The organism is Isoptericola sp. AK164, assembly GCF_029643425.1.
Taxonomy (GTDB): domain Bacteria; phylum Actinomycetota; class Actinomycetes; order Actinomycetales; family Cellulomonadaceae; genus Isoptericola; species Isoptericola haloaureus.
This window is the reverse complement of the sequence record NZ_CP119106.1, coordinates 1466791-1487018: the sequence shown is the minus strand read 5'-3', so window position 1 is coordinate 1487018 and position 20228 is coordinate 1466791. Positions and strand designations below refer to the sequence as shown.

The 20228-nt window shown below is 74.9% G+C and carries 19 protein-coding genes; all 19 read right to left on the bottom strand.

The window, feature by feature from the left end; genetic code table 11:
- Positions 1 to 51: 51 nt before the first annotated feature.
- Positions 52 to 984: an RluA family pseudouridine synthase gene (locus PO879_RS06800; protein ID WP_278237159.1), complete on the bottom strand. Its 933-nt coding sequence runs from the start codon at positions 982 to 984 to the stop codon at positions 52 to 54.
- A complete protein-coding gene (gene lspA / locus PO879_RS06795) occupies positions 984 to 1613 on the bottom strand; it encodes a signal peptidase II (protein WP_278237158.1) in 630 nt (209 codons plus the stop codon). Before lspA ends, PO879_RS06800 begins: the two co-directional genes overlap by 1 nt.
- A 19-nt stretch (positions 1614 to 1632) precedes the next feature.
- On the bottom strand, positions 1633 to 2094 hold the full coding sequence (locus tag PO879_RS06790; RefSeq protein WP_278237157.1) for a TraR/DksA C4-type zinc finger protein: 462 nt from the start codon (positions 2092 to 2094) through the stop codon (positions 1633 to 1635).
- A 129-nt stretch (positions 2095 to 2223) separates the two neighbouring features.
- Complete coding sequence (locus PO879_RS06785) at positions 2224 to 2871, bottom strand: DivIVA domain-containing protein (protein ID WP_278237156.1); 648 nt, start codon at positions 2869 to 2871, stop codon at positions 2224 to 2226.
- 201 nt (positions 2872 to 3072) lie between these two features.
- Entirely contained in the window at positions 3073 to 3369 is a 297-nt protein-coding gene (locus PO879_RS06780; protein ID WP_278237155.1) for a YggT family protein, read from the bottom strand.
- Positions 3370 to 3440: 71 nt separating this feature from the next.
- Positions 3441 to 3917, bottom strand: a complete 477-nt coding sequence (gene sepF / locus PO879_RS06775) for a cell division protein SepF (protein ID WP_278237154.1) — start codon at positions 3915 to 3917, stop codon at positions 3441 to 3443.
- Positions 3918 to 3998: 81 nt separating this feature from the next.
- Entirely contained in the window at positions 3999 to 4805 is an 807-nt protein-coding gene (pgeF, locus tag PO879_RS06770; RefSeq protein WP_278237153.1) for a peptidoglycan editing factor PgeF, read from the bottom strand.
- Positions 4802 to 6145: a cell division protein FtsZ gene (ftsZ, locus tag PO879_RS06765; RefSeq protein ID WP_278237152.1), complete on the bottom strand. Its 1344-nt coding sequence runs from the start codon at positions 6143 to 6145 to the stop codon at positions 4802 to 4804. The genes pgeF and ftsZ overlap by 4 nt, the downstream gene beginning before the upstream one ends.
- A 166-nt stretch (positions 6146 to 6311) precedes the next feature.
- Positions 6312 to 7304, bottom strand: coding sequence for a cell division protein FtsQ/DivIB (locus PO879_RS06760; RefSeq protein ID WP_278237151.1), 993 nt, complete (start codon positions 7302 to 7304; stop codon positions 6312 to 6314).
- Positions 7304 to 8800: a UDP-N-acetylmuramate--L-alanine ligase gene (gene murC, locus PO879_RS06755; protein ID WP_278237150.1), complete on the bottom strand. Its 1497-nt coding sequence runs from the start codon at positions 8798 to 8800 to the stop codon at positions 7304 to 7306. The genes PO879_RS06760 and murC overlap by 1 nt, the downstream gene beginning before the upstream one ends.
- Positions 8797 to 9939, bottom strand: a complete 1143-nt coding sequence (gene murG, locus PO879_RS06750) for an undecaprenyldiphospho-muramoylpentapeptide beta-N-acetylglucosaminyltransferase (RefSeq protein ID WP_278237149.1) — start codon at positions 9937 to 9939, stop codon at positions 8797 to 8799. Before murG ends, murC begins: the two co-directional genes overlap by 4 nt.
- An 11-nt stretch (positions 9940 to 9950) precedes the next feature.
- Positions 9951 to 11189: a putative lipid II flippase FtsW gene (ftsW, locus tag PO879_RS06745; RefSeq protein ID WP_278237148.1), complete on the bottom strand. Its 1239-nt coding sequence runs from the start codon at positions 11187 to 11189 to the stop codon at positions 9951 to 9953.
- 9 nt (positions 11190 to 11198) lie between these two features.
- Positions 11199 to 12629, bottom strand: coding sequence for a UDP-N-acetylmuramoyl-L-alanine--D-glutamate ligase (gene murD / locus PO879_RS06740; RefSeq protein ID WP_278237147.1), 1431 nt, complete (start codon positions 12627 to 12629; stop codon positions 11199 to 11201).
- A complete protein-coding gene (gene mraY, locus PO879_RS06735) occupies positions 12626 to 13708 on the bottom strand; it encodes a phospho-N-acetylmuramoyl-pentapeptide-transferase (RefSeq protein WP_278237146.1) in 1083 nt (360 codons plus the stop codon). The genes murD and mraY overlap by 4 nt, the downstream gene beginning before the upstream one ends.
- Positions 13705 to 15114: a UDP-N-acetylmuramoyl-tripeptide--D-alanyl-D-alanine ligase gene (gene murF, locus PO879_RS06730; protein WP_278237145.1), complete on the bottom strand. Its 1410-nt coding sequence runs from the start codon at positions 15112 to 15114 to the stop codon at positions 13705 to 13707. Before murF ends, mraY begins: the two co-directional genes overlap by 4 nt.
- Positions 15111 to 16709, bottom strand: a complete 1599-nt coding sequence (locus PO879_RS06725; protein ID WP_278237144.1) for a UDP-N-acetylmuramoyl-L-alanyl-D-glutamate--2,6-diaminopimelate ligase — start codon at positions 16707 to 16709, stop codon at positions 15111 to 15113. Before PO879_RS06725 ends, murF begins: the two co-directional genes overlap by 4 nt.
- A 28-nt stretch (positions 16710 to 16737) precedes the next feature.
- A complete protein-coding gene (locus PO879_RS06720; protein ID WP_278237143.1) occupies positions 16738 to 18594 on the bottom strand; it encodes a penicillin-binding protein 2 in 1857 nt (618 codons plus the stop codon).
- Between the two features lie 59 nt (positions 18595 to 18653).
- A complete protein-coding gene (locus PO879_RS06715; protein WP_278237142.1) occupies positions 18654 to 19085 on the bottom strand; it encodes a hypothetical protein in 432 nt (143 codons plus the stop codon).
- The gene (gene rsmH, locus PO879_RS06710) at positions 19082 to 20101 is read right to left on the bottom strand and encodes a 16S rRNA (cytosine(1402)-N(4))-methyltransferase RsmH (protein ID WP_278237474.1); all 1020 of its coding nucleotides are present in this window, start codon (positions 20099 to 20101) and stop codon (positions 19082 to 19084) included. Before rsmH ends, PO879_RS06715 begins: the two co-directional genes overlap by 4 nt.
- Positions 20102 to 20228: the final 127 nt, after the last annotated feature.

Here is a 20228-nt window from a genome sequence, read left to right as displayed (position 1 = left end):
GCGCGGCCCCCGACGTCCCCGTCCTGCCCCGCCGTGACGAGGTTCACCGGCTCACAGGTAGGCGTCGCGCAGCGTCCGCAGGGCGTCGGCCAGGTCCTGCGGGTACTCGGACTCCACCATGACGTCCCGGCCCGTGACGGGGTGGGTGAACCCCAGGCGCATCGCGTGCAGCCACTGCCGCTGCAGCCCCGTGCGGGCGGCGAGCGTGGGGTCGGCCCCGTAGGTCAGGTCGCCGACGAGCGGGTGGCGCAGCGCGGCGAAGTGCACCCGGATCTGGTGGGTGCGGCCCGTCTCCAGGTGCACCTCGACCAGGGACGCGGCCGGCAGCATCTCGAGCACCTCGTAGTGGGTCACCGAGGGCTTGCCGTCGGCGACCACGGCGAACTTGTAGTCGTGGTGCGGGTGCCGACCGATCGGCGCGTCGATCGTGCCCGTCGTCGGCTCCGGGTGGCCCTGGGCGAGCGCGTGGTAGACCTTGTCGACCGTGCGCTCCTTGAAGGCGCGCTTGAGCCCCGTGTAGGCGGCCTCGGACTTGGCCACCGCCATCAGGCCGGAGGTGCCGACGTCGAGGCGGTGCACGATCCCCTGCCGCTCGGCGGCGCCGGAGGTGGCGATGCGGTAGCCGGCGGCGGCCAGCGCGCCGACCACGGTCGGGCCGGTCCACCCCGGCGACGGGTGCGCGGCCACCCCGACCGGCTTGTCCACGACCACGACGTCGTCGTCGTCGTAGGCGATCGACATGCCCTCCACCGGCTCGGCGACGACCTCCACGGCCTCGGCCGGGGCGTCCGGGACGTCCACCTCGAGCAGCGTGTCGGGCACCAGCCGGTCGGACTTGCTCACGGTGCGCCCGTCCGCGCGCACCGCGCCGGACGCGGCGAGCTCGGCCGCCTGGCTGCGGGAGAACCCGAGCATGCGGCCCAGGGCGACGTCCACCCGTTCGCCGGCCAGGCCGTCGGGCACGGGCAGCGTACGCAGCGCCATCAGTCCTCGTCCTCCGTGTCGTCGGAGGTCTGGCGCGTGCCGTCGAGCCCGACGCCCCGGAAGGACAGCAGGATGATCAGCCCCGCGGCGACGACGATGGCGATGTCCGCGACGTTGCCGACGAAGAAGTCGGCGTAGGCGATCATGTCGACCACTTCGCCGCGGGCGAAGCCCGGCTGCCGGAAGATCCGGTCGACGAGGTTGCCCAGCGCGCCGCCCAGGAGCAGGCCCAGCGCGACGGCCCAGCCGAGCGACCCGATGCGACGCATCGCGCGCAGGATCACCACGACGACCACCACGACGACGATCGTCAGGACCCAGGTGTAGCCGTTCGCCATGAACGACAGCGCGGCGCCCGGGTTGAACACCAGGGTCAGCCCCAGCAGGTCGCCGAGCAGCGCGATCCGTTCGCCCTCGGTCAGCGCGGCCAGCGCCCACCACTTCGTCAGCTGGTCGGTGACCAGCACGACGGCGGCGAGGCTCAGCGCGCCGACGCCGAGCCGACGGCGACGGGCGGCCGCCGCGGCGTCGTGCGTGGCGACGGCGTCGTCGGCGTCCTGGGGCGCCGAGGACGCGGTCTCGTGGGGAGGGTCGGGGACCGGGTCGGACCCGGCGGGCGTCGTGGACATCGCGCCAGAGTCTACGGCGCTACCGACGCTCCTCGCGTGCCTTCGCCTCGACCGACAGGGTGGCCCGCGGGAAGGCCTGCAGCCGTGCCTTGCCGATCGGCGCCCCGGTGACCTCGCAGGTGGCGTAGGCGCCGTTGCGGATGCGGTCCAGCGCGTGGGTCGTCTGGTCCAGCAGGTCGCGCAGGTTGTTCACGAGCGTGAGCTCCTGCTCGCGCTCGAGCGCGCTGGAACCGTAGTCGGCCTGGTCGTCACCGGCGCCGTCGCCGGAGTTGCGCAGGAGGTCGGACAGCTCGGCGTCGGCAGCGGCCAGCTCGGCGGTGAAGCGTTCCTTGTCCTCCAGGAGCAGCAGCGCGAGCTCGGAGACCTCCTGGAGGGTCCACGGCTCCTCGCCGTCACGCACGGGGAACTCCTTGACGTCACGCGTCAGGTTCGGGAACTCCTCGCGGATCGTCGCCCGCTGGGAGGTGGAGAGCTTGGACATTCGGCGCCCTTCCGTTCTTCGAGGTCACCGCAGAGTAAACGCACGGATCGACCCGCACAACAGCACGCGCCGACCGGGCGTGTCTGCTGGTGCGGGCCGATCCGTGCGCCGCGTGCTCCGGGTGGTGCGTCAGACGTCCTGCGAACGACCCGCCGCGGCGTTCTGACGCTGCGGCGGCAGGGCCGAGCCGCGGGCGTCCAGGTCGCCGAGCAGGTTCTGCAGGAAGCTCTTCAGGCGGGTGCGGTAGTCCCGCTCGAACAGGCGCAGCTCGTCGATCTTGCGCTCGAGCAGCGACCGCTCCTGCTCCAGCTGCGACAGCGTGCGGTGGCTGGTCTCCTCGGCCTCGCGGACGATGCGGGAGCCCTCGGCCTTCGCCTCGGCGATGAGCCGGTCGCCCTCCTCCTGGCCGGAGCGGACGTAGTCGTCGTGCAGCTTCTGGGCGAGCTGCAGCATGCCCGTGGCGGACTCGGGCTCGGCGCCCTGCTTGCCGGCGGCCGCCTCGGCCAGGGCCGGCGCAGGAGCGGGCGCGGCGGCCGGAGCCGGGGCCTCGGGCTTCTCGGCCGACTGCGCCGCGGCCTCGTTGCGGCTGAGCTCCGCGACCCGGCTCTCGGCCGCGGACAGCTTCGACCGCAGGTCGTCGTTCTCCTCCTGCACCGCCGTCAGAGTCCGGACGACCTCGTCCAGGAAGTCGTCGACCTCTTCGACGTCGTAGCCCTCGCGGAACTTCGTCGCCGAGAACTTCTTGTTGAGGATGTCCTCTGCCGTCAGCAGTGCCATCGTGTCACCTCGTTGCCGTAGCGCGATCCATGCACGGACCCGGAGCGTCCGTGGGTGCCCACGGTAGCCCACGGGCGCCGACGCGGCCCTCCGAGGACGCCGAGCACACGACGTCTTCACAGGTGGCGGGGCGGTCGGCGCCCGCCCCCGGGCCACCGCTCCTCCCGTGCGGGCGAGGCGCCCGGCGGCGCCCCGGGCGGCTCAGAGGCTCGCGGCCAGACCGTTCGCGACCTGCATGAGGATCGACGTCGCCAGGAACAGGACGAGGAAGGCGAGGTCCAGGCGCACGCTGCCGAGGGTCAGCGGCGGGATGATCCGGCGCAGCGCGCGCAGCGGCGGGTCTGTGACGGTGTACACACCCTCGGCGATCACGAGGACGACGCCGCGCGGACGCCAGTCACGGGCGAAGAACTGCACCCAGTCGAAGACCAGCCGGACGATGAGGCACAGCAGGAACAGCAGCAGGACGAAGCCGACGAGGCTGAAGATCACGCTCACGAGGGCAACCTACCCGACGCACGACGCGCAGCCCGAGGGGCGTGCCCGGGCCGCGCGTCGTGGTCGTGGTTTCAGCTCTGGTTGTAGAAGGCTCCCGCACGTGCCTCGGTCGGCCGCGGGGCAACCTGCTCCTCGCCCGCGATCTCGACGTGCTCAGGCGAGAGCAGGAAGACCTTGTTCGTGACCCGCTCGATGGAGCCCCGCAGGCCGAAGATCAGTCCCGCCGAGAAGTCGACGAGCCGCTTGGCGTCGGAGTCGTCCATGTCCGACAGGTTCATGATGACCGGCGTCCCGCCGCGGAAGGCCTCGCCGATCAGCCGCGCGTCGTTGTACGACCGCGGGTGGATGGTGGTGATGCGACGCAGGTCGCCGCCGACGAGGGCGTCGGCCGGCACCCCGTCACGGTGCAGCGGCGTGACCTCGGCCTGGTAGTCGTCGTCACGCACCGGCTCCAGCTCCTCGTCGTAGTCGTCGAGGTACTCCCCGTCGGGGCGCTGGTCGTCGGCCAGCCCCAGGTACAGCATCGTCTTGCGAAGCGCTCCGCCCATCGCCCTGCTCCGTTTCGTCGGTACGTCAGTGACTTGACGGTATCCAGCACGACGCGCTAGGCGGATCGCGACACGCCGACGTCACGACAGGACGACGACACCCGCCTGGCGTCCCGCGACCTCGCCGGCGGCCGTGGCCCGACGGTGCGAGAACAGGTCCGCGTCGGTCATCGTGCAGCGATCGACCCGTGTGGCGGCGACGCCCCGCGCGGCGAGCCGGGCCGTCACCCCGGCAGGCAGGTCCAGCCCGGCGGTGCCGCGCGCCGTGGTCGACCAGCTCTCGGGCACGACGGCGGTGACCTCGTCACGCAGGTCCTCCGGCACCTCGTAGCACGCCCCGCACACCGCCGGCCCGACGGCGGCGCGCAGCCGGTCCACCTCGGCGCCGCGCGCCAGCAGGCGGTCGACGACCCGGTCCACGACGCCGGCGACGAGTCCCCGGCGTCCGGCGTGGGCGACGCCGACCACCCGGGCCACGGGGTCGGCGAGCAGCACCGGGACGCAGTCCGCGACGAGCACGCCGAGCCCCAGTCCCGGTTCCGCGGTGACCAGGCCGTCCGCGGTACCGGCGCTCATCGGGGGCGCACCGGACCACTCGGCACGCTCGGCCGGTCCGAGATCGAGGACGTCCGCGCCGTGCACCTGCGTGGCGAAGGCCACGGGGGCCCCGACCCACTCGGCCAGGAGGTCGCGGTTGCGCTGGACGCGCGCGCTGTCGTCACCCGTGGTGTCGGCCAGGTCGAGGGACGACCACGGCGCCGGCGAGACGCCGCCGTGCCGCGTGGTGAACCCCGCCACCACACCCTCGCCCAGGTCTGCCCGCAGCAGACCCGCGCCGAAGTCCTCGGGCAACATGGCCTCCTGGGCCCAGGGGACGGGTGAGGTCACTTGAGGAAGTCGGGGACGTCGAGGTCCTCGGCGGGCCGGGACTGGTCGACCATCCGGGGCACGTCCACCGGACGCTCGACCGTCACGCCCTCGCCGTTGCCCTCCTCGACGACACCGAGCTGCGCCGGGCGCGGGCTGCCGCCCACCGGCTCCAGGCTCGCCGGCACGTCGTCCGGGTCCGCCGGGATCGGCCGCGGACGGGCGTGCGCGGGCTCGGCGGCGGGCACCGGGGCGGTCGCCGGGGAGACGCCCTGACCACCGGCCGGCGACGCCGGGCTCGTCGCGGAGGCCGGGGCCGGACGCCCGGCCGCACCGTCGTCGACGGCCGGCCGGCCGGCCGCGGAGCTGCCGGTGACCTGCCCGAGCGCCCGGGAGTCCTCGCGCGGCTTGGGCAGTCCCCCGTCGAAGCCGGCGGCGATGACCGTGACCCGGACCTCGTCGCCGAGCGCGTCGTCGATGACCGTGCCGAAGATGATGTTCGCCTCGGGGTGGGCCGCCTCCTGCACCAGGCGTGCCGCCTCGTGCACCTCGAACAGGCCGAGGTCGCTGCCGCCCTGGATCGACAGCAGCACGCCGTGCGCGCCGTCGATGGAGGCCTCCAGCAGCGGCGAGGAGATCGCGAGCTCGGCGGCCTGGACGGCGCGGTCCTCCCCGCGGGCCGAGCCGATGCCCATGAGGGCGGACCCGGCCCCCTGCATCACGGACTTCACGTCGGCGAAGTCCAGGTTGATCAGGCCGGGGGTGGTGATGAGGTCGGTGATCCCCTGGACGCCGGAGTGCAGCACCTGGTCGGCCGAGTGGAACGCGGCGATCGCCGAGACGTTCCGGTCCGACATCGACAGCAGCCGGTCGTTCGGGATCACGATGAGGGTGTCGACCTCCTCGCGGAGCTGCTCGATCCCCTGCTCGGCCTGCACCGAGCGGCGACGCCCCTCGAAGGTGAACGGCCGGGTGACCACGCCCACGGTCAGCGCACCCAGCGACCGCGCGATGCGGGCCACGACCGGCGCGCCGCCGGTGCCGGTGCCGCCGCCCTCGCCCGCCGTGACGAAGACCATGTCCGCCCCGCGCAGGACGTCCTCGATCTCCTCGGCGTGGTCCTCGGCGGCCTTGCGGCCGACCTCGGGGTCCGCCCCCGCGCCGAGCCCGCGCGTCAGCTCGCGGCCGACGTCCAGCTTGACATCGGCGTCCGACATCAGCAGGGCCTGCGCGTCGGTGTTGATGGCGATGAACTCGACACCCTTGAGGCCGACCTCGATCATGCGGTTCACGGCGTTCACGCCGCCACCGCCGATGCCGACCACCTTGATCACTGCCAGGTAGTTCTGCGGAGTTGCCACGTCGTTGCCTCTCGGGTCGTTCCGGTCCTGACTGCCACCGACCAAACCTTCAGGTTATAGTTGAAGGTGAGTGTTATGTCAGGTTGCTGCTTGCCACCGACGGTATTTCGCCGACACCCACGCGGGCCGCACATGCCTCGGCGTGTCGCGAGCGGTGTGACGGCTCTCAACGGGTCACGGGAAGCTCGGGCGAGGACACGTCGATGACGGCGACGTCGCCGCCGACCTGACGCAGGGTGCGCACGACCTCCACCTTCAGCGGCAGCCGCTCCGCGCCGCCCCACCGGACGCTCAGTCCGTCGCGGAGCACGGTCTCGACGTCGTCCTGGGTGCGGGCGCTCACCGTCTCCACGCGGGCGGCCAGACCGGGCGGCAGCGCCGCGACCACGGCCAGCGCCGCCCGCAGCGCGCGGACGGACTCCTGCTCGAGCGGCACGGAGACCACCGGGAGCCCCTCCGGCACCGCGCCGCGACGGCCGAGGCGGACCCCCTCGTCGTCGAGCAGCACGAAGTCACCGTCGTCCGGGACCGCGGCGACCGGTTCGCGCGCCACGACGGACACCTGCAGACCGTGCGGCCACGACCGCTCCAGCGCGACGTCCTTGACACCGCGCAATCCGCGGATCTCCTCCGCCATGCCCGAGGCGTCCAGCCGCGCCAGCGGCGTGCCGGCGGCCGCGACGGCGATCTCGTGGACCCGCTCGCCGTCGACGACGGACGAGTCGGCCCCCGTCACGGCCACCTCACCGGCCTCGAGCGCCAGCAGGTCGGACCACCCGACCACCCAGCCGGCTCCCCCGGCGAGCAGGAGCACCAGCACGACCACGAGCACGGTGCGCCACGACCGGTGACGGCGCATCGCCGACCGCTCGGCCCGCCGTTCCGCCATGGTGGTCGACACCCGGGGGTCGGCCGCCGGCGACGGCGCCGGGCGCGGCGCCCGCGCGGGAGCCGACGGCCGGGCGCGCGCCGGGCTCGCGGCGGAGCGGGCGCTGTCGGAGGAGCGGGCGCTGCCGCTCGACCGCGCACCGTCGCCCGCACGAGCACGGGAGCCCGACCGCTGCGGGGCACGGCCCCGCGCCCCCGCCGACGGCGCGGACGTCCCCGCCGGGTCCGGCCGGGACCGCTCGGGCGCGCGGGGACGAGGAGGAGGACGCATCACCCCATGGTCGCGTCCGGCGCGGGCCCCGAGGGGTCCGCCACGCCGTGACGGGCCGCCAGGTCCGCGAGGACGACGGGGCCGAGCTCGGTGACGTCGCCGGCGCCGACGGTCAGGACGACGTCACCGGGACGGGCCAGCTCCGCCACGGCGTGCGCGGCCGCGAGCCGGTCCTCGACCGGGCGGACCCGCCCCCCGGAGACCGTCGCGCCGGCCCGGTCGGTGATGGTCCGCGCCGTCACCTGCGGGTCGACGTCCTCCCGCGCCCGGTACACCCCGGTCACCACGACCTCGTCGGCGAGCGCCAGGGCCGCGGCGAACCGGTCGGCGAAGATCCGCGTGCGTGAGTACAGGTGGGGCTGGAACAGCACGACCACGCGTCCGTCGCCGGCCACCGGGCGGGCCGCACGCAGCAGCGCCTCGACCTCGGTCGGGTGGTGGTCGTAGCTGTCGAACACCCGCACGCCCGCGACCTCGCCGCGCGGCTCGAAGCGTCGACCCGTCCCCACGAACATGCCGGCGCCCGCCACGGCGGCCGCCGGCTCCGCCCCGAGCAGCACGGCGGCGACGACCGCGGCGGTGGCGTTCAGGGCGTTGTGCGCCCCCGGCACGTCGAGGGCCAGCACGTGGTCCGTCGCACCCAGGGGCCCGCCGGACACGACGGCGCGCACGGTCCCGGCGCCGACGACGACGTCCCGCACGCGGACGTCGGCACCGTCCGCGGTGCCGTAGGTGACCACGCGTCGGCCGGCCTCGCGGTGCGCGGCGGCCAACCGGGCCGAGCCGGCGTCGTCCGCGCAGGCGACGAGCGCCCCGTCGGGGGTGATCCGCGCGGCGAAGTCCACGAACGCCTGCTCGAACGCCTCCTGGGAGCCGTAGTGGTCGAGGTGGTCAGCCTCGACGTTGGTCACCACCGCCACCGTCGGGGCATAGTTGAGGAACGACCCGTCGGACTCGTCGGCCTCGGCCACCAGCACGTCCGCGCTGCCGGCGTGGCCGCCCGGCACGGTCCGCTCCCCCGTCGCGTCCCGCCGTCGGACCGTGCCCCCGATCGCGAACGAGGCGTCCACCCCGACCGCGGCGAGCACGGTGGCCACCATGGCCGAGGTCGTGGTCTTGCCGTGCGCGCCGGCGACCGCCACGGTGCGCCGCCCCTGCATGAGGGCGGCGAGCGCCTGGGAGCGGTGCAGGACCCGCAGGCCCGCCGCACGCGCGGCGGCCAGCTCGGGGTTGCTCTCCCGCACGGCGGTGGAGACGACGACGGTGTCGACCCGCGGGGTGCCGTCCGGCGCGACGACGTGGTCGGCGTCGTGCCCGACCCACACGGTCACGCCGTCGGCCCGCAGCGCGGACAGCGCGGGGCTCTCGACGGCGTCCGACCCCTGGACCGGGGCGCCCTGGGCCGCGAGCAGACGGGCGACGACGGACACCCCGGCTCCGCCGACGCCGACGAGGTGGACGCGCCCGAGCGCGGCGACGGCGGACGGGGCGCTCATCGTGCCGCCCCCGCGGCCGCCTCGACCATGTCGGCGACCCGGGCCGCCGCGTCGCGGACCCCGACCGAGCCGGCGGCCTCGGCCATGGCGGCCAGCCGTGCCCGGTCCTGGAGCAGGGCGGGCACCTCGGCCGCGACCCGCTCCGGGGTGAACGCGGCGTCGTCGATCACGATCCCGCCGCCGGCCCCGACGACGTCGCGGGCGTTCAGCCGCTGCTCGCCGTTGCCGATCGGCAGCGGGACGTACACCGCGGGCAACCCCAGCGCGGCGAGCTCGCAGACCGTCCCGGCCCCGGAGCGCGCGACGACGAGGTCGCAGGCGGCCAGCGCGTGCTGCATGTCCGACAGGTACTCGCGCACGTGGTAGCGGGACACGTCGTGGTCGCCGGCCAGCGCCGCCACGGCCTCGCGCACCTCGGCGTCCTTGTCCCGGCCGGTCAGGTGCAGCACCTGCAGGCCCGCGTCCAGGAGCGCGGCGGCGGCACCCGTCACCGCCCGGTTGACGTTCAGGGCGCCCGAGGACCCCCCGGTGACCAGCAGGGTCGGCAGGTCGGGGTCGAGGCCGAGCGCGGCGGCCCCGCGGTTCCGGGAACCGGCAGGGTCCGCCCGGCGCTCGTCGACCAGGGCGGCGATCGCCGGGCGCAGCGGCAGCCCGACGCAGGTGGCCCCGGCGATCGTCGTGTCGGCGAAGGTGGTGCCCACGGCGGCCGCCCAGCGGGACCCGAGCCGGTTCGCCAGACCCGGGCGGGCGTTCTGCTCGTGGATCACCACCGGCACGCCGAGACGTCGCGCCGCCAGGTAGGCCGGGGTGGACACGTAGCCACCGAAGCCGACCACGGCCCGGGCGTCGATCTCGGTGATGGCGTCCTGCGCCGACCGCACGGCCGCGCGCAGGCGGCCCGGCAGCCGCAGCAGGTCCACGCTCGGCCGGCGCGGCAGCGGGACCCGGGGGATCTCGTGCAGCCGGTAGCCGGCGGCGGGGACGAGGTCGGCCTCCAGGCCGGCCGCGGTGCCCAGCACCCGGAACGACGTCTCGGGGTCACGGGCCCGCAGCTCGTCGGCCACGGCGAGCAGCGGGTTGACGTGGCCGGCGGTCCCTCCACCGGCCAGCACGACAGAGCGCACGGAGGAAGTCTTCACACGCGCAGACCCTACCGGCCCCGGCGGCGCGCACCGCTCAGCACGGTGAGCGAGCGGCGCACGACGCTCGGGCGCGCCGCGAGCGCCTCCGCGGCACCCGGCTCGGAGCGCGCGAAGCTGATGACCATGCCCAGGGCCGCCATGGTCGTCACCAGGGCCGACCCGCCGGCGGACACCAGCGGCAGCGGCACGCCGATGACCGGCAGCAGCCCCAGCACGACGCCGATGTTGACGAACGCCTGGCCCACGATCCAGCACGCCACGGCGGCGGTGGTGATCTTGACGAACGGGTCGTCGTGCCGCCGCACGATCCGTGCCATGGCGACCCCGAGCACCACGAACAGGGACAGCACGAGCAGGGTGCCGAGGAGGCCGAGCTCCTCGCCGATGATGGCGTAGATGAAGTCGTTGTGCGCCTCGGGCAGGTACCGCCACTTCTCGCGGCTGGCCCCGAGCCCGACGCCGAACAGCCCGCCGGTACCCAGGCCGTACATGCCGTGCAGGGACTGGTAGCACAGGCCCTCGGCGTCGGTGCACTCGCCGTAGGTCGCCAGGATGCGCCCCATGCGGTTGGAGTTGCCGAGCACGAAGAGCCCGACGATCGCCGTCACGGCGGCGGCACCGCCCAGCGCGAGCATGCGCCACGGCGCACCGGCGACCCACAGCGCTCCCGCCACGAGCCCGGCGATGACCAGCATCGTGCCCAGGTCGTTCCCGGCGATGACCAGTCCCAGGACGATCAGCGCCCCGGGCACGGCGGGCACGATGGCGTGGGCCCAGGACCCGAGCAGGTGCTGCTTGCGCCCGAGCACGACCCCGAGCCAGACGGCCAGGGCGAGCTTGCTCACCTCGGCCGGCTGCACCGTGACGCCGCCGAGGGAGATCCAGCCGACGTTGCCGCCCTGCGCGCGCGCCAGCGCCGGCACGAGCGTCAGCGACTGCAGGACGACGGCCACGGCGAGGGCCGGCCAGGCCAGCCGCTTGTACCACCGCACCGGCAGCCGGGCGGCGACCAGCAGCACGGGCAGTCCGATCAGGGCGAAGCGCGCCTGCGTCAGCCCGGCGGCGTAGGGGGACTCGCCCGCGGCGATCGAGGTGACGGCCGTGCTGGAGAACACCATGACCAGACCGATGAGCAGCAGCAGCCCGGTCGCCCCGACGACGAGGTAGTAGCTCGTCACCGCGGAGTTCCACTGCCCCAGCCACGGCCGGTCGGTGCTGCGCGTGCGCGCCGCGGGCGTGACCGCCATCGTGCTCCCCTACGTCAGGTCCTGCACCGCGGAGGCGAACTCCTCCCCCCGCGCCGCGTAGGACGCGAACTGGTCCATGGACGCGCCGGCCGGGGCCAGCAGCACGGTGTCGCCCTCCCGGGCGGCCTGCCGCGCCGCGGACACCGCGCGACGCATCACGCTGCCAGTGTCGCCGGGATCGATCACGCGGACCGGCACCTCGGGCGCGTGTCGGGCCAGTGCGTCGGTGAACGGCTCCGGGTCGGTGCCGATGACGACGGCGGCACGCAGCCGGTCGGCCCGGCTCGCCACCAGGTCGTCGAAGGTCGCCCCCTTGGCCAGACCGCCGGCGATCCACACGCCGGTGCCGGGAGCGCAGGCGGCCAGCGAGGCGGCCGCGGCGTGGGCGTTGGTCGCCTTGGAGTCGTCGACGTAGGTCACCCCGTCGAGCGTGCGCACGACGGCGGCGCGGTGCGCGTCCGCGGAGAAGCGGCGCAGACCGTCGCGCACGGCCCGGGCCTCGACCCCGTGGGCGCGGGCGAGGGCGGCGGCGGCCAGGGCGTTGGCCACGACGTGCGGGGGCGCACCCTGCGGACCGCCCAGGTGGGCCAGGTCGGCGAGCGTGCCCAGCTCCGCGGCCGTGCGGTGCCGGTCGGGGGCGTCGGCGGCCGTGTGGAAGGCGCGGTCGACCAGCACGTCCTCGACCACGCCGAGCTGGCCGGGGCCGGGCGCTCCGAGGGTGAAGCCGACCGCCCGGGCGCCCTCGGCCACGTCGGCCTCGCGCACGAGTCGTTCGGTGCGCGGGTCCGCCACGTTGTACACGCACGCCACCTGCGCGCCGTGGTAGATCCGGCCCTTGTCGGCCGCGTACGCCGCGGCCGACCCGTGCCAGTCCAGGTGGTCGTCGGCCACGTTGAGCACCGCGCCGGCCTCGACCGCCATCGTGAGGGTGTGGTGCAGCTGGAAGCTGGACAGCTCCACGGCCAGCACGTCCAGGTCGGAGTCCTGCGCCGCGGTCAGCACCGGGGTGCCGACGTTGCCGACCGTCGCGGTGCGCAGCCCGGCGGCGGTCAGGATCGACGCCAGCATCTGCACGGTCGTGGTCTTGCCGTTGGTGCCGGTGACGGCGAGCCACGGGGCCCCGCTGCGCAGCCGCCAGGCCAGCTCGACCTCGCTCCACACGGGGACGCCGGCCCGCTGCGCCGCGGCCAGCAGCGGGGTCGTCGGTGCCCACCCCGGGGACGCGACGACGAGGTCGGACCGCGCGACCAGGTCGGCGGCCACCGCCGGGTCGGCCGCGTCCGCGCCGGTCACGTCCGCGTCCGCGGCACGGCCGTCCACGGTGGTCACCGTGCCGGCCCGGCCGGCGAGCGCCTCGACGACGGCGCGGCCGGTGACGCCCAGCCCGGCGACGACGACCCGGGCGCCGGCCAGGTCGACGTCGCGCGCCCGAGGGCTCAACTGACGACCCACTCGGCGTAGAAGATGCCCATGCCGAGGGCGGAGAACAGTCCCGCGATGAGCCAGAACCGGATGACGATGGTGACCTCGCCCCACCCGGACAGCTCGAAGTGGTGGTGCAGCGGGGCCATCTTGAACACCCGCTTGCCGGTCAGCTTGAACGAGCCGATCTGGATGATGTCCGACAGCACGATGATGACGAACAGGCCGCCGATGACGGCGGCGAGGATCTCGGTGCGCGTCAGGATCGACAGCGCCGCGAGCGCGCCGCCGAGGGCGAGGGACCCGGTGTCCCCCATGAAGATCTTGGCCGGGCTGGCGTTCCACCACAGGAAGCCGAAGCAGGCGCCCATGACGGCGGCCGCGACGATCGCGAGGTCCTGCGGGTCGCGCACCTCGTAGCAGCCGGGTCCGGCGGCCGCGAGCCGCTGGCAGGACTGGTTCAGCTGCCAGATGCCCACCAGGATGTACGCGCCGAAGACGATGAGGGACGACCCGGTCGCGAGGCCGTCCAGGCCGTCGGTGAGGTTCACGGCGTTCGACCACGCGGTGATGAGGAAGTTCGCCCAGATCACGAACAGGATCAGCCCGATGGTCGTCCCCGCGAAGGCGAGGTCCAGGTCGGTGTCCCGCAGGAACGAGATCTTCGTCGAGGCGGGCGTGCGGGAGTTCGCGTTGGGGAACTGCAGCGCCAGCACCGCGAACGAGATGCCCACGAAACCCTGGCCGACGATCTTCGCCTTCGCGGTCAGCCCCAGGGACCGCTGCTTGCGGATCTTGGTGAAGTCGTCCAGGAAGCCGACGAGCCCCAGCCCCGTCATGAGATACAGCGCGAGCAGCGCCGAGGCGCTCGGCGGGCGGCCGGCCCAGATCATCGACGCCGCGACGCCCAGCAGGGTGGCGGCGATGATGACGACCCCGCCCATGGTGGGCGTGCCGCGCTTGGTGAAGTGCGCCGTGGGACCGTCCTGCCGGACGAACTGGCCGTAGTTGCGGTGCACGAGGAACCGGATGAACAGCGGGGTGCCCAGCAGGGCGACCAGGAGGGAGACGCCGGCGGCGGCGAGGACGGCGATCATCCGGCGACCTCCACCAGCTCGTCGGCCAGGCTCCACAGGCCGGAGCCGTGCGAGGCCTTGACCAGGACGACGTCACCGTCGGTGAGGGTCTCGGCCAGCAGCGAGCGCGCCGTCGCCAGATCGGGCACGAACACCGACTCCTCTCCCCAGGATCCCTCCTGCTGGGCTCCCTCGTGGATGTGGTAGGCCCCCTCGCCCACCACGACCAGCAGCTTGACGTTGAGCCGCACGGCCAGGCGGCCGATGGCGTCGTGCTCGGTCCGCGCCACGTCCCCGAGCTCGAGCATCTCCCCCAGCACGGCGACCGACCGCCGCGAGCGACCGGCCATCACGGCCAGGGTACGCAGGGCGGCCCGCATCGAGTCGGGGTTGGCGTTGTACGAGTCGTCGACCACCGTCACGCCGTCCGCCCGCTCGGTGACCGCCATGCGGTGCGGGCTCTGCGGCGTCGCCGCCGACAGCCGCTCGGCCACGACCGCCAGGTCGACGCCGAGCCGCAGGGCCGCCGTCGCGGCCGCGAGCGCGTTGGTGACGTGGTGCGCGCCGACGAGCCGGAGCGCGACGTCGGCGGTCTCGCCGCCGGCGCGGAGCGTGAACCGCGCCCGGCCGCCGTCGACCGTGACGTCCTGGGCGCGCACGTCGGCCGAGGAGATCGTGCCGAAGCCGACCACCTCGGTGCCGGGCTCGGCACGGTCGGCCATCGCCGCGACACGGGTGTCGTCGACGTTGAGGGCCACGACGCCGCCCGGACGCACGCCGGAGACCATCTCGCCCTTGGTGCGCGCGATGGTCTCGACGTCGCCGAAGACCCCGAGGTGGGCCGTGCCGACCGCCAGGACGATGCCGACGTCCGGGGGCGCGATCCGGGTCAGGTCCGCGATGTTGCCGGGCCGGTCGGCGCCCATCTCCAGCACCAGCAGGCGGGTGTCCGCGGTCGCCCGCAGCACCGTCAGGGGCAGCCCGATCTCGTTGTTGAACGAGCCCAGGGGCACCACCACGGCGTCCTCGCCGAGCGCGGGCACGAGCAGCTGCCCCAGGAGGTCCTTCGTGGTCGTCTTGCCCACCGAGCCGGTGACGGCGGCGACGCGGACCTCGGCGGCCTCGCGCAGGCGGGCCAGCACGGCCCGGGCGAGCTCGCCGAGGGCCGTCTGGACGTCGTCGACGACGACGCACGGCACGCCGTCGACGGCGCGGGCGGCCAGCACCAGGGACGCGCCGTCCCGGACCGCGGAGGCGGCGAAGTCGTGCCCGTCGACGTGCTCGCCGGGCAGCGCGACGAACAACGCGCCGGGTGACACCTGCCGGGAGTCGACGACCACGGGACCGGTGACGACGGCGTCGTCCCCGGCGCCGTGCAGCGACCCGGCGGTCGCGGCGGCGACCTCGGCGGCGGTGAGCTCGATCATGCGGTGGGGGTCCTCTCTGCGCGGGCGCGCAGCGCGGCGCGCGCCTCGACGCGGTCGTCCAGCTCGAGGTCCACGCCGCGGACCTCCTGGAAGGTCTCGTGCCCGCGGCCGGCGACGAGCACCGTGTCGGTGCCGGCGGCCTCCAGCACGGCGCGCCGGACGGCCTCGCCGCGCGGGGCGACCTCCGTCACGGTCACCTCGCGGCCGGCGGCCGCCGCGCTCTCGCGGGCCGCCTCGGCGCCGGCGCGCACGGCGGCACGGACCGCGGCGGCGTCCTCGTCGTGCGGGTCGTCGTCGGTGATGACCACGACGTCGGCACCCGCGACGGCGGCCGCACCCATCGCCGGGCGCTTGCCCGGGTCACGGTCGCCGGTGGCGCCGAACACGACGGCCAGGCGCCCGGTCGTCGTCGGGCGCAGCGCCGCGAGGGCCAGCTCGAGGGCGTCGGTGTTGTGCGCGAAGTCGACGACGACGCGGGGGTGGCCGTCGCCCCCGGGGCCGACGACCTCCATCCGGCCGGGTACCCGCGCGGACAGCCCGTCCCCCGCCTCGAGCGCGGCCACGACGTCCTGCGGGGCGACGCCGGAGGCGAGCACCATCACCACGGCCAGCGCGGCGTTGGCGACGTTGAAGTGTCCCGGCAGGGACGTGGACGTCCGCAGGGAGAGCCCGTCGGTCCGGGTCAGGGTGAAGGCCGAGCCGGTGCCGTGCGGGACGACCTCGGAGACGGTCCAGTCGGCCGCCGGGGAGTCCGGTGCGGGCGCCGTGGTCCGGACGGTCTCGACCGGGACCGTGGCCGCGGCGGCCATGCGCTCGCCCCACGCGTCGTCGACCACGACGACACCCCGGCGGGCGCGGGCCGGCGTGAAGAGCTCGGCCTTGGCGGCGAAGTACGTGGGCAGGTCCCCGTGGAAGTCGAGGTGGTCCTGGCTGAGGTTGGTGAAGCCGGCGACGTCGTAGACCACGCCGTCGACGCGGTGCATCGCGATGGCGTGCGAGGAGACCTCCATCGACAGCGAGTCGACGCCGTCCTCGCACATCGCGGCGAGCACCGCCTGCAGGTCGGAGGCCTCCGGGGTGGTCAGCCGGCTGGGCAGCACCCGGTCGCCCGACCGCGTCTCGACCGTGCCGACGAGACCGCCGCGGCGTCCCAGGGAGCGCAGCAGGTGGTCGAGCTGGTAGGTCGTGGTGGTCTTGCCGTTGGTGCCGGTGATGCCGAACGTGGTCAGCCGCTCGGCGGGGGCACCGTGCACCCACGCGGCGACGGGACCGAGCAGGGTGCGCGGGTCGTCGGTCACGAGCACGGGCACCGTCAGGTCGCGCAGCCGGTCGGCGCCCGCCGGGTCGGTCAGCACGGCGTGGGCGCCGCGGGACACGGCGTCGGCGGCGAAGGCCGCGCCGTGGGCGCGCGCGCCGGGCAGCGCCACGAAGAGGTCGCCGGCGGCCACGGCACGGTTGTCGCTGGCGACCGCGGTCACCTCCGCCGCGGCGTCCGGGCCGGGGACGGCGGTGGTCAGGTCGAACCGGGCCACGAGGTCGGCCACGCGTCGCGGGACGAGCACCGCGGGCCGGATGCGATCGGTCGGGGATGTCACGGGGAAGAACCTACCTGGTGCCGGCTCGTCACCAGGTCAGCGGGAACAGGTCGGCCGGCTCGTCGGACGGCGGGACGCCGTCGGCACGCAGCACGTAGCCCATCAGCTCGCTGAAGACCGGAGCGGCCACCACCCCGCCGTAGATCGAGGACCGGGGGCTCTTGAGGAACACCGACACCGTGTAGCGGGGGTCGTCGACGGGCGCCACGCCGATGAACGAGGCCACGTAGGTGGTGCCGCCGCCCTCGAACATCTGGGCGGTGCCGGTCTTGCCCGCCACCCGGTATCCCGGGACCTGGGCCGCCGTCCCCGTGCCGTCCTCGGCGGTGACGGCCTCCATCATGGTCAGCACGTCGTTCGCGGTCTGCGAGGACACCACGCGCGTGCCCTCGTCGCGTTCGACGGGGACGAGCTCGCCGGTCGCGGTGCGGGTGCCGGCGACCAGGGTGGCCGGCATGCGCACGCCGTCGTTGGCGATGGTCGAGAACACCTGGGTGGCCTGCATGGCGCTGACCGCGACGCCCTGTCCGAACAGCACCGTGTAGGGCGTGCGGTTCTCGATCTCGTCGATGTTCTCGTCGGGCAGGATGCCCGCGCTCTCCCCCGGCAGCCCGAGCGCCGTCCGCTGGCCGAACCCGAACTTGCGCAGGTAGTCGTAGCGCACCGCGAACGGGATCTCCTCGCCCATCATCACGGTGCCGGCGTTGGAGGACTGGGCGAGGATGCCCGCGAGGGTCCAGCGCTCGACGGGGTGCGGGTGGGAGTCGCGGAACGTCTCGCCGTCGACCGTGTAGCGGTCCGGCACCTCGAACTCGTCCGTGGGTTCCCAGTAGCCGCCCTCGAGCGCGGCGGCCATCGAGATGACCTTGCCGGTCGACCCCGGCTCGAAGACGACGTTCACCGCCCGCGAGCCGTCGGCGACGTCGCCGGAGGTCCCGTTCGGGTCGACCTCGCCGGAGTCGGCCATCGACACGACGTCCCCGGTCCGCAGGTCCTGGACGACGGCGATCGCGTAGCTCGCCCCGGTGTCCGAGACCGCCTGGTCGAGCAGCTCCTCCGCCTTCCACTGCACGTCCGAGTCGAGGGTCAGCTGGACGTCCTCGCCGGGCTCGGCGGGGACGGACTCCAGCTCGGACGCCGGGATCCGGGCGCCGTCCCGGCCGCGCTCGTAGGTCAACGTGCCGTCGGTGCCGTCGAGCACGTCGTCGAAGGTGGCCTCGAGACCGCCCACGCCGACCTGCTCGCTGTTGACGTGCCCGAGCAGCGGGCCGGCCACGGTGCCGGCGGGATAGGTGCGCTCCGACGTCAGGTGGGAGAACACCGAGCCGTACAGGCCGAGGGCCGAGACGGCGCGCTGCACCTCCGGCACGACGTCGCGGGCCAGGACCACGTACCTGTCCTCGCCGTTCAGCCGGGCACCGAGGGTGGCCTCGCTCTCGCCCAGGACCGGGGCCAGCAGCTGGGCGATGCCCAGGGCGCCGTCCTGCACGGGGTCGCCGTCCGCGTCGCGGCGGCCGTTGCCGCGGAACCCCTGGATGTTCACCTGGTCGGCCACGATCCGATAGCGGTCCACGGACGTCGCCAGCACGCGCCCCTCGGCGTCGAGGATGTCGCCGCGGTGGGCCTGGGTGACCTGGGTGGCGAGCCGGGCCTGCTGGGCCGTGGACGCCAGCGCGGGTCCCTGGACGACCTGGACGTCCACCAGCCGGCCCACGAACACCGTCACCACGAGGGCCGCCAGGGCGATCAGCCAGCGCTGCCGACGCTCGGGGTCGCCGGCCAGGCGTCCCTGCGCCCGGGGCGTCCGCCCGCGGCCGGCCGTCGCCGCACCGCGCGACGCGCCCGCCGCACCGGCCCGGGCTCCCCCGGGTCGTCTGGTCTGCACAGCACGATCCTGCGCCCCCGACGGCCGTCCGCCGCGGCGGCGCACCGGGCGTGTCGGGCTCACGGCTCCTCCGCGGGCTCCGTGGGTCCCGGCACGACGGCCCGGTCGGCGGCGGACAGCATGGTCATCTCCTCGGCGGGCACCATGCCGAGCCGCTCGGCCTGCTGCGGCAGCGAGGCCTCGGCGGCCCGCAGCTCGGACCGCACCTCCTGGACGTCCTGCGCGACCAGGCCCGCCTCGCGCTGCAGCCGGGACATCTCGTAGGACCCGCGCGCCATCGTGGTGTTGAGCAGCAGCGCCGCCAGCAGGGCGGCGACCAGCACCAGGGCGCACAGCAGCATGAAGGGGACCCCGGAGGTGGCCTGCAACGGCGCCCGGACGGCGTCGAAGCGACGGCCGGCTCCTCCCTCGACGGCGCGCAGGGGCGCGCGGCGCGGGGTGGGCTCGCCACGGGGCACCGGGTGGACGGTGGAGGCTCGCAGAGCACTCATCGTGACTCCTTCCGGGTCGGGCCGAGCAGGTGGGCGGGCGTGGGTCGCAGTCGGCGGGCGGCGCGCAGGCGGACCGAGGCCGACCGCGGGTTGCGCTCCCGCTCGGCCTCGTCGGCCTCCTCGGCGCCGCGGGTGAGGGCCTCGAGGTAGGGCCGGTGAGTCTCCGGCTCGACGGGGAGGTCGGGCGGCGCGCTGGACGTGGTGCCGCGGGTGATGGCCCGCTTGACGATGCGGTCCTCCAACGAGTGGTAGGACTCCACGACGATGCGGCCGTCGACCGCGAGCGCCTCGATCGCGGCGGGGACGGCCCGCTCGAGCACCTCGAGCTCGCCGTTGACCTCGATCCGCAGCGCCTGGAACGTCCGCTTGGACGGGTTGCCCCCGGTGCGCCGCGCGGCCGCCGGGATGGCGGCGCGGACCGCGTCGGCGAGCTCGGCGGTCCGGGCCCACGGCTCGCGCTCCCGGCGTCGGACCACCGCGCGGGCGATCCGCGGCGCGAACCGCTCCTCGCCGTAGCGACGCAGGACGCGGGCGATGTCCGCCTCGTCGTAGGTGTTCAGCACGTCGGCGGCCGTGATGCCCCGCGAGGGGTCCATGCGCATGTCCAGCGGGGCGTCCTGGGCGTAGGAGAACCCGCGCTCCGGCTCGTCGAGCTGGAGCGAGGAGACGCCCAGGTCCATCAGGACGCCCTGGACCGCGCCGTCGGCGTGCTCGTCGACGACGTCGGCGATCTCGTCGTACACGGCGTGCACCGGGGTGAACCGGTCGCCGAAGCGGGCCAGCCGCCGCCCGGCGAGCTCGAGGGCCTGCGGGTCCCGGTCGATACCGAGCACCCGGGCGGTCGGGACCTGCTCGAGCACGGCCTCGGTGTGCCCGCCCATCCCGAGCGTGCAGTCCACCAGGACGCTGCCGGGCTCGGCCAGGGCCGGGGCGAGCAGGTCGACGCACCGCTGGAGGAGCACCGGCAGGTGGCGGTCGCTCGTCGGCCGCGCCGCGTCGTCCGGTCGTTCGTCCACCACGGGCCCCTCCTTCCTGTCGCGGCCCCGCCCGACCAGGTCTCCCTCCGCGTCGTTCTGGCGCCGGGGAAGTGCGCCAGACCCTCGCGGGGAGAGGCCTCGCCGTGCGGGGCCGCTGCTGTGCTGG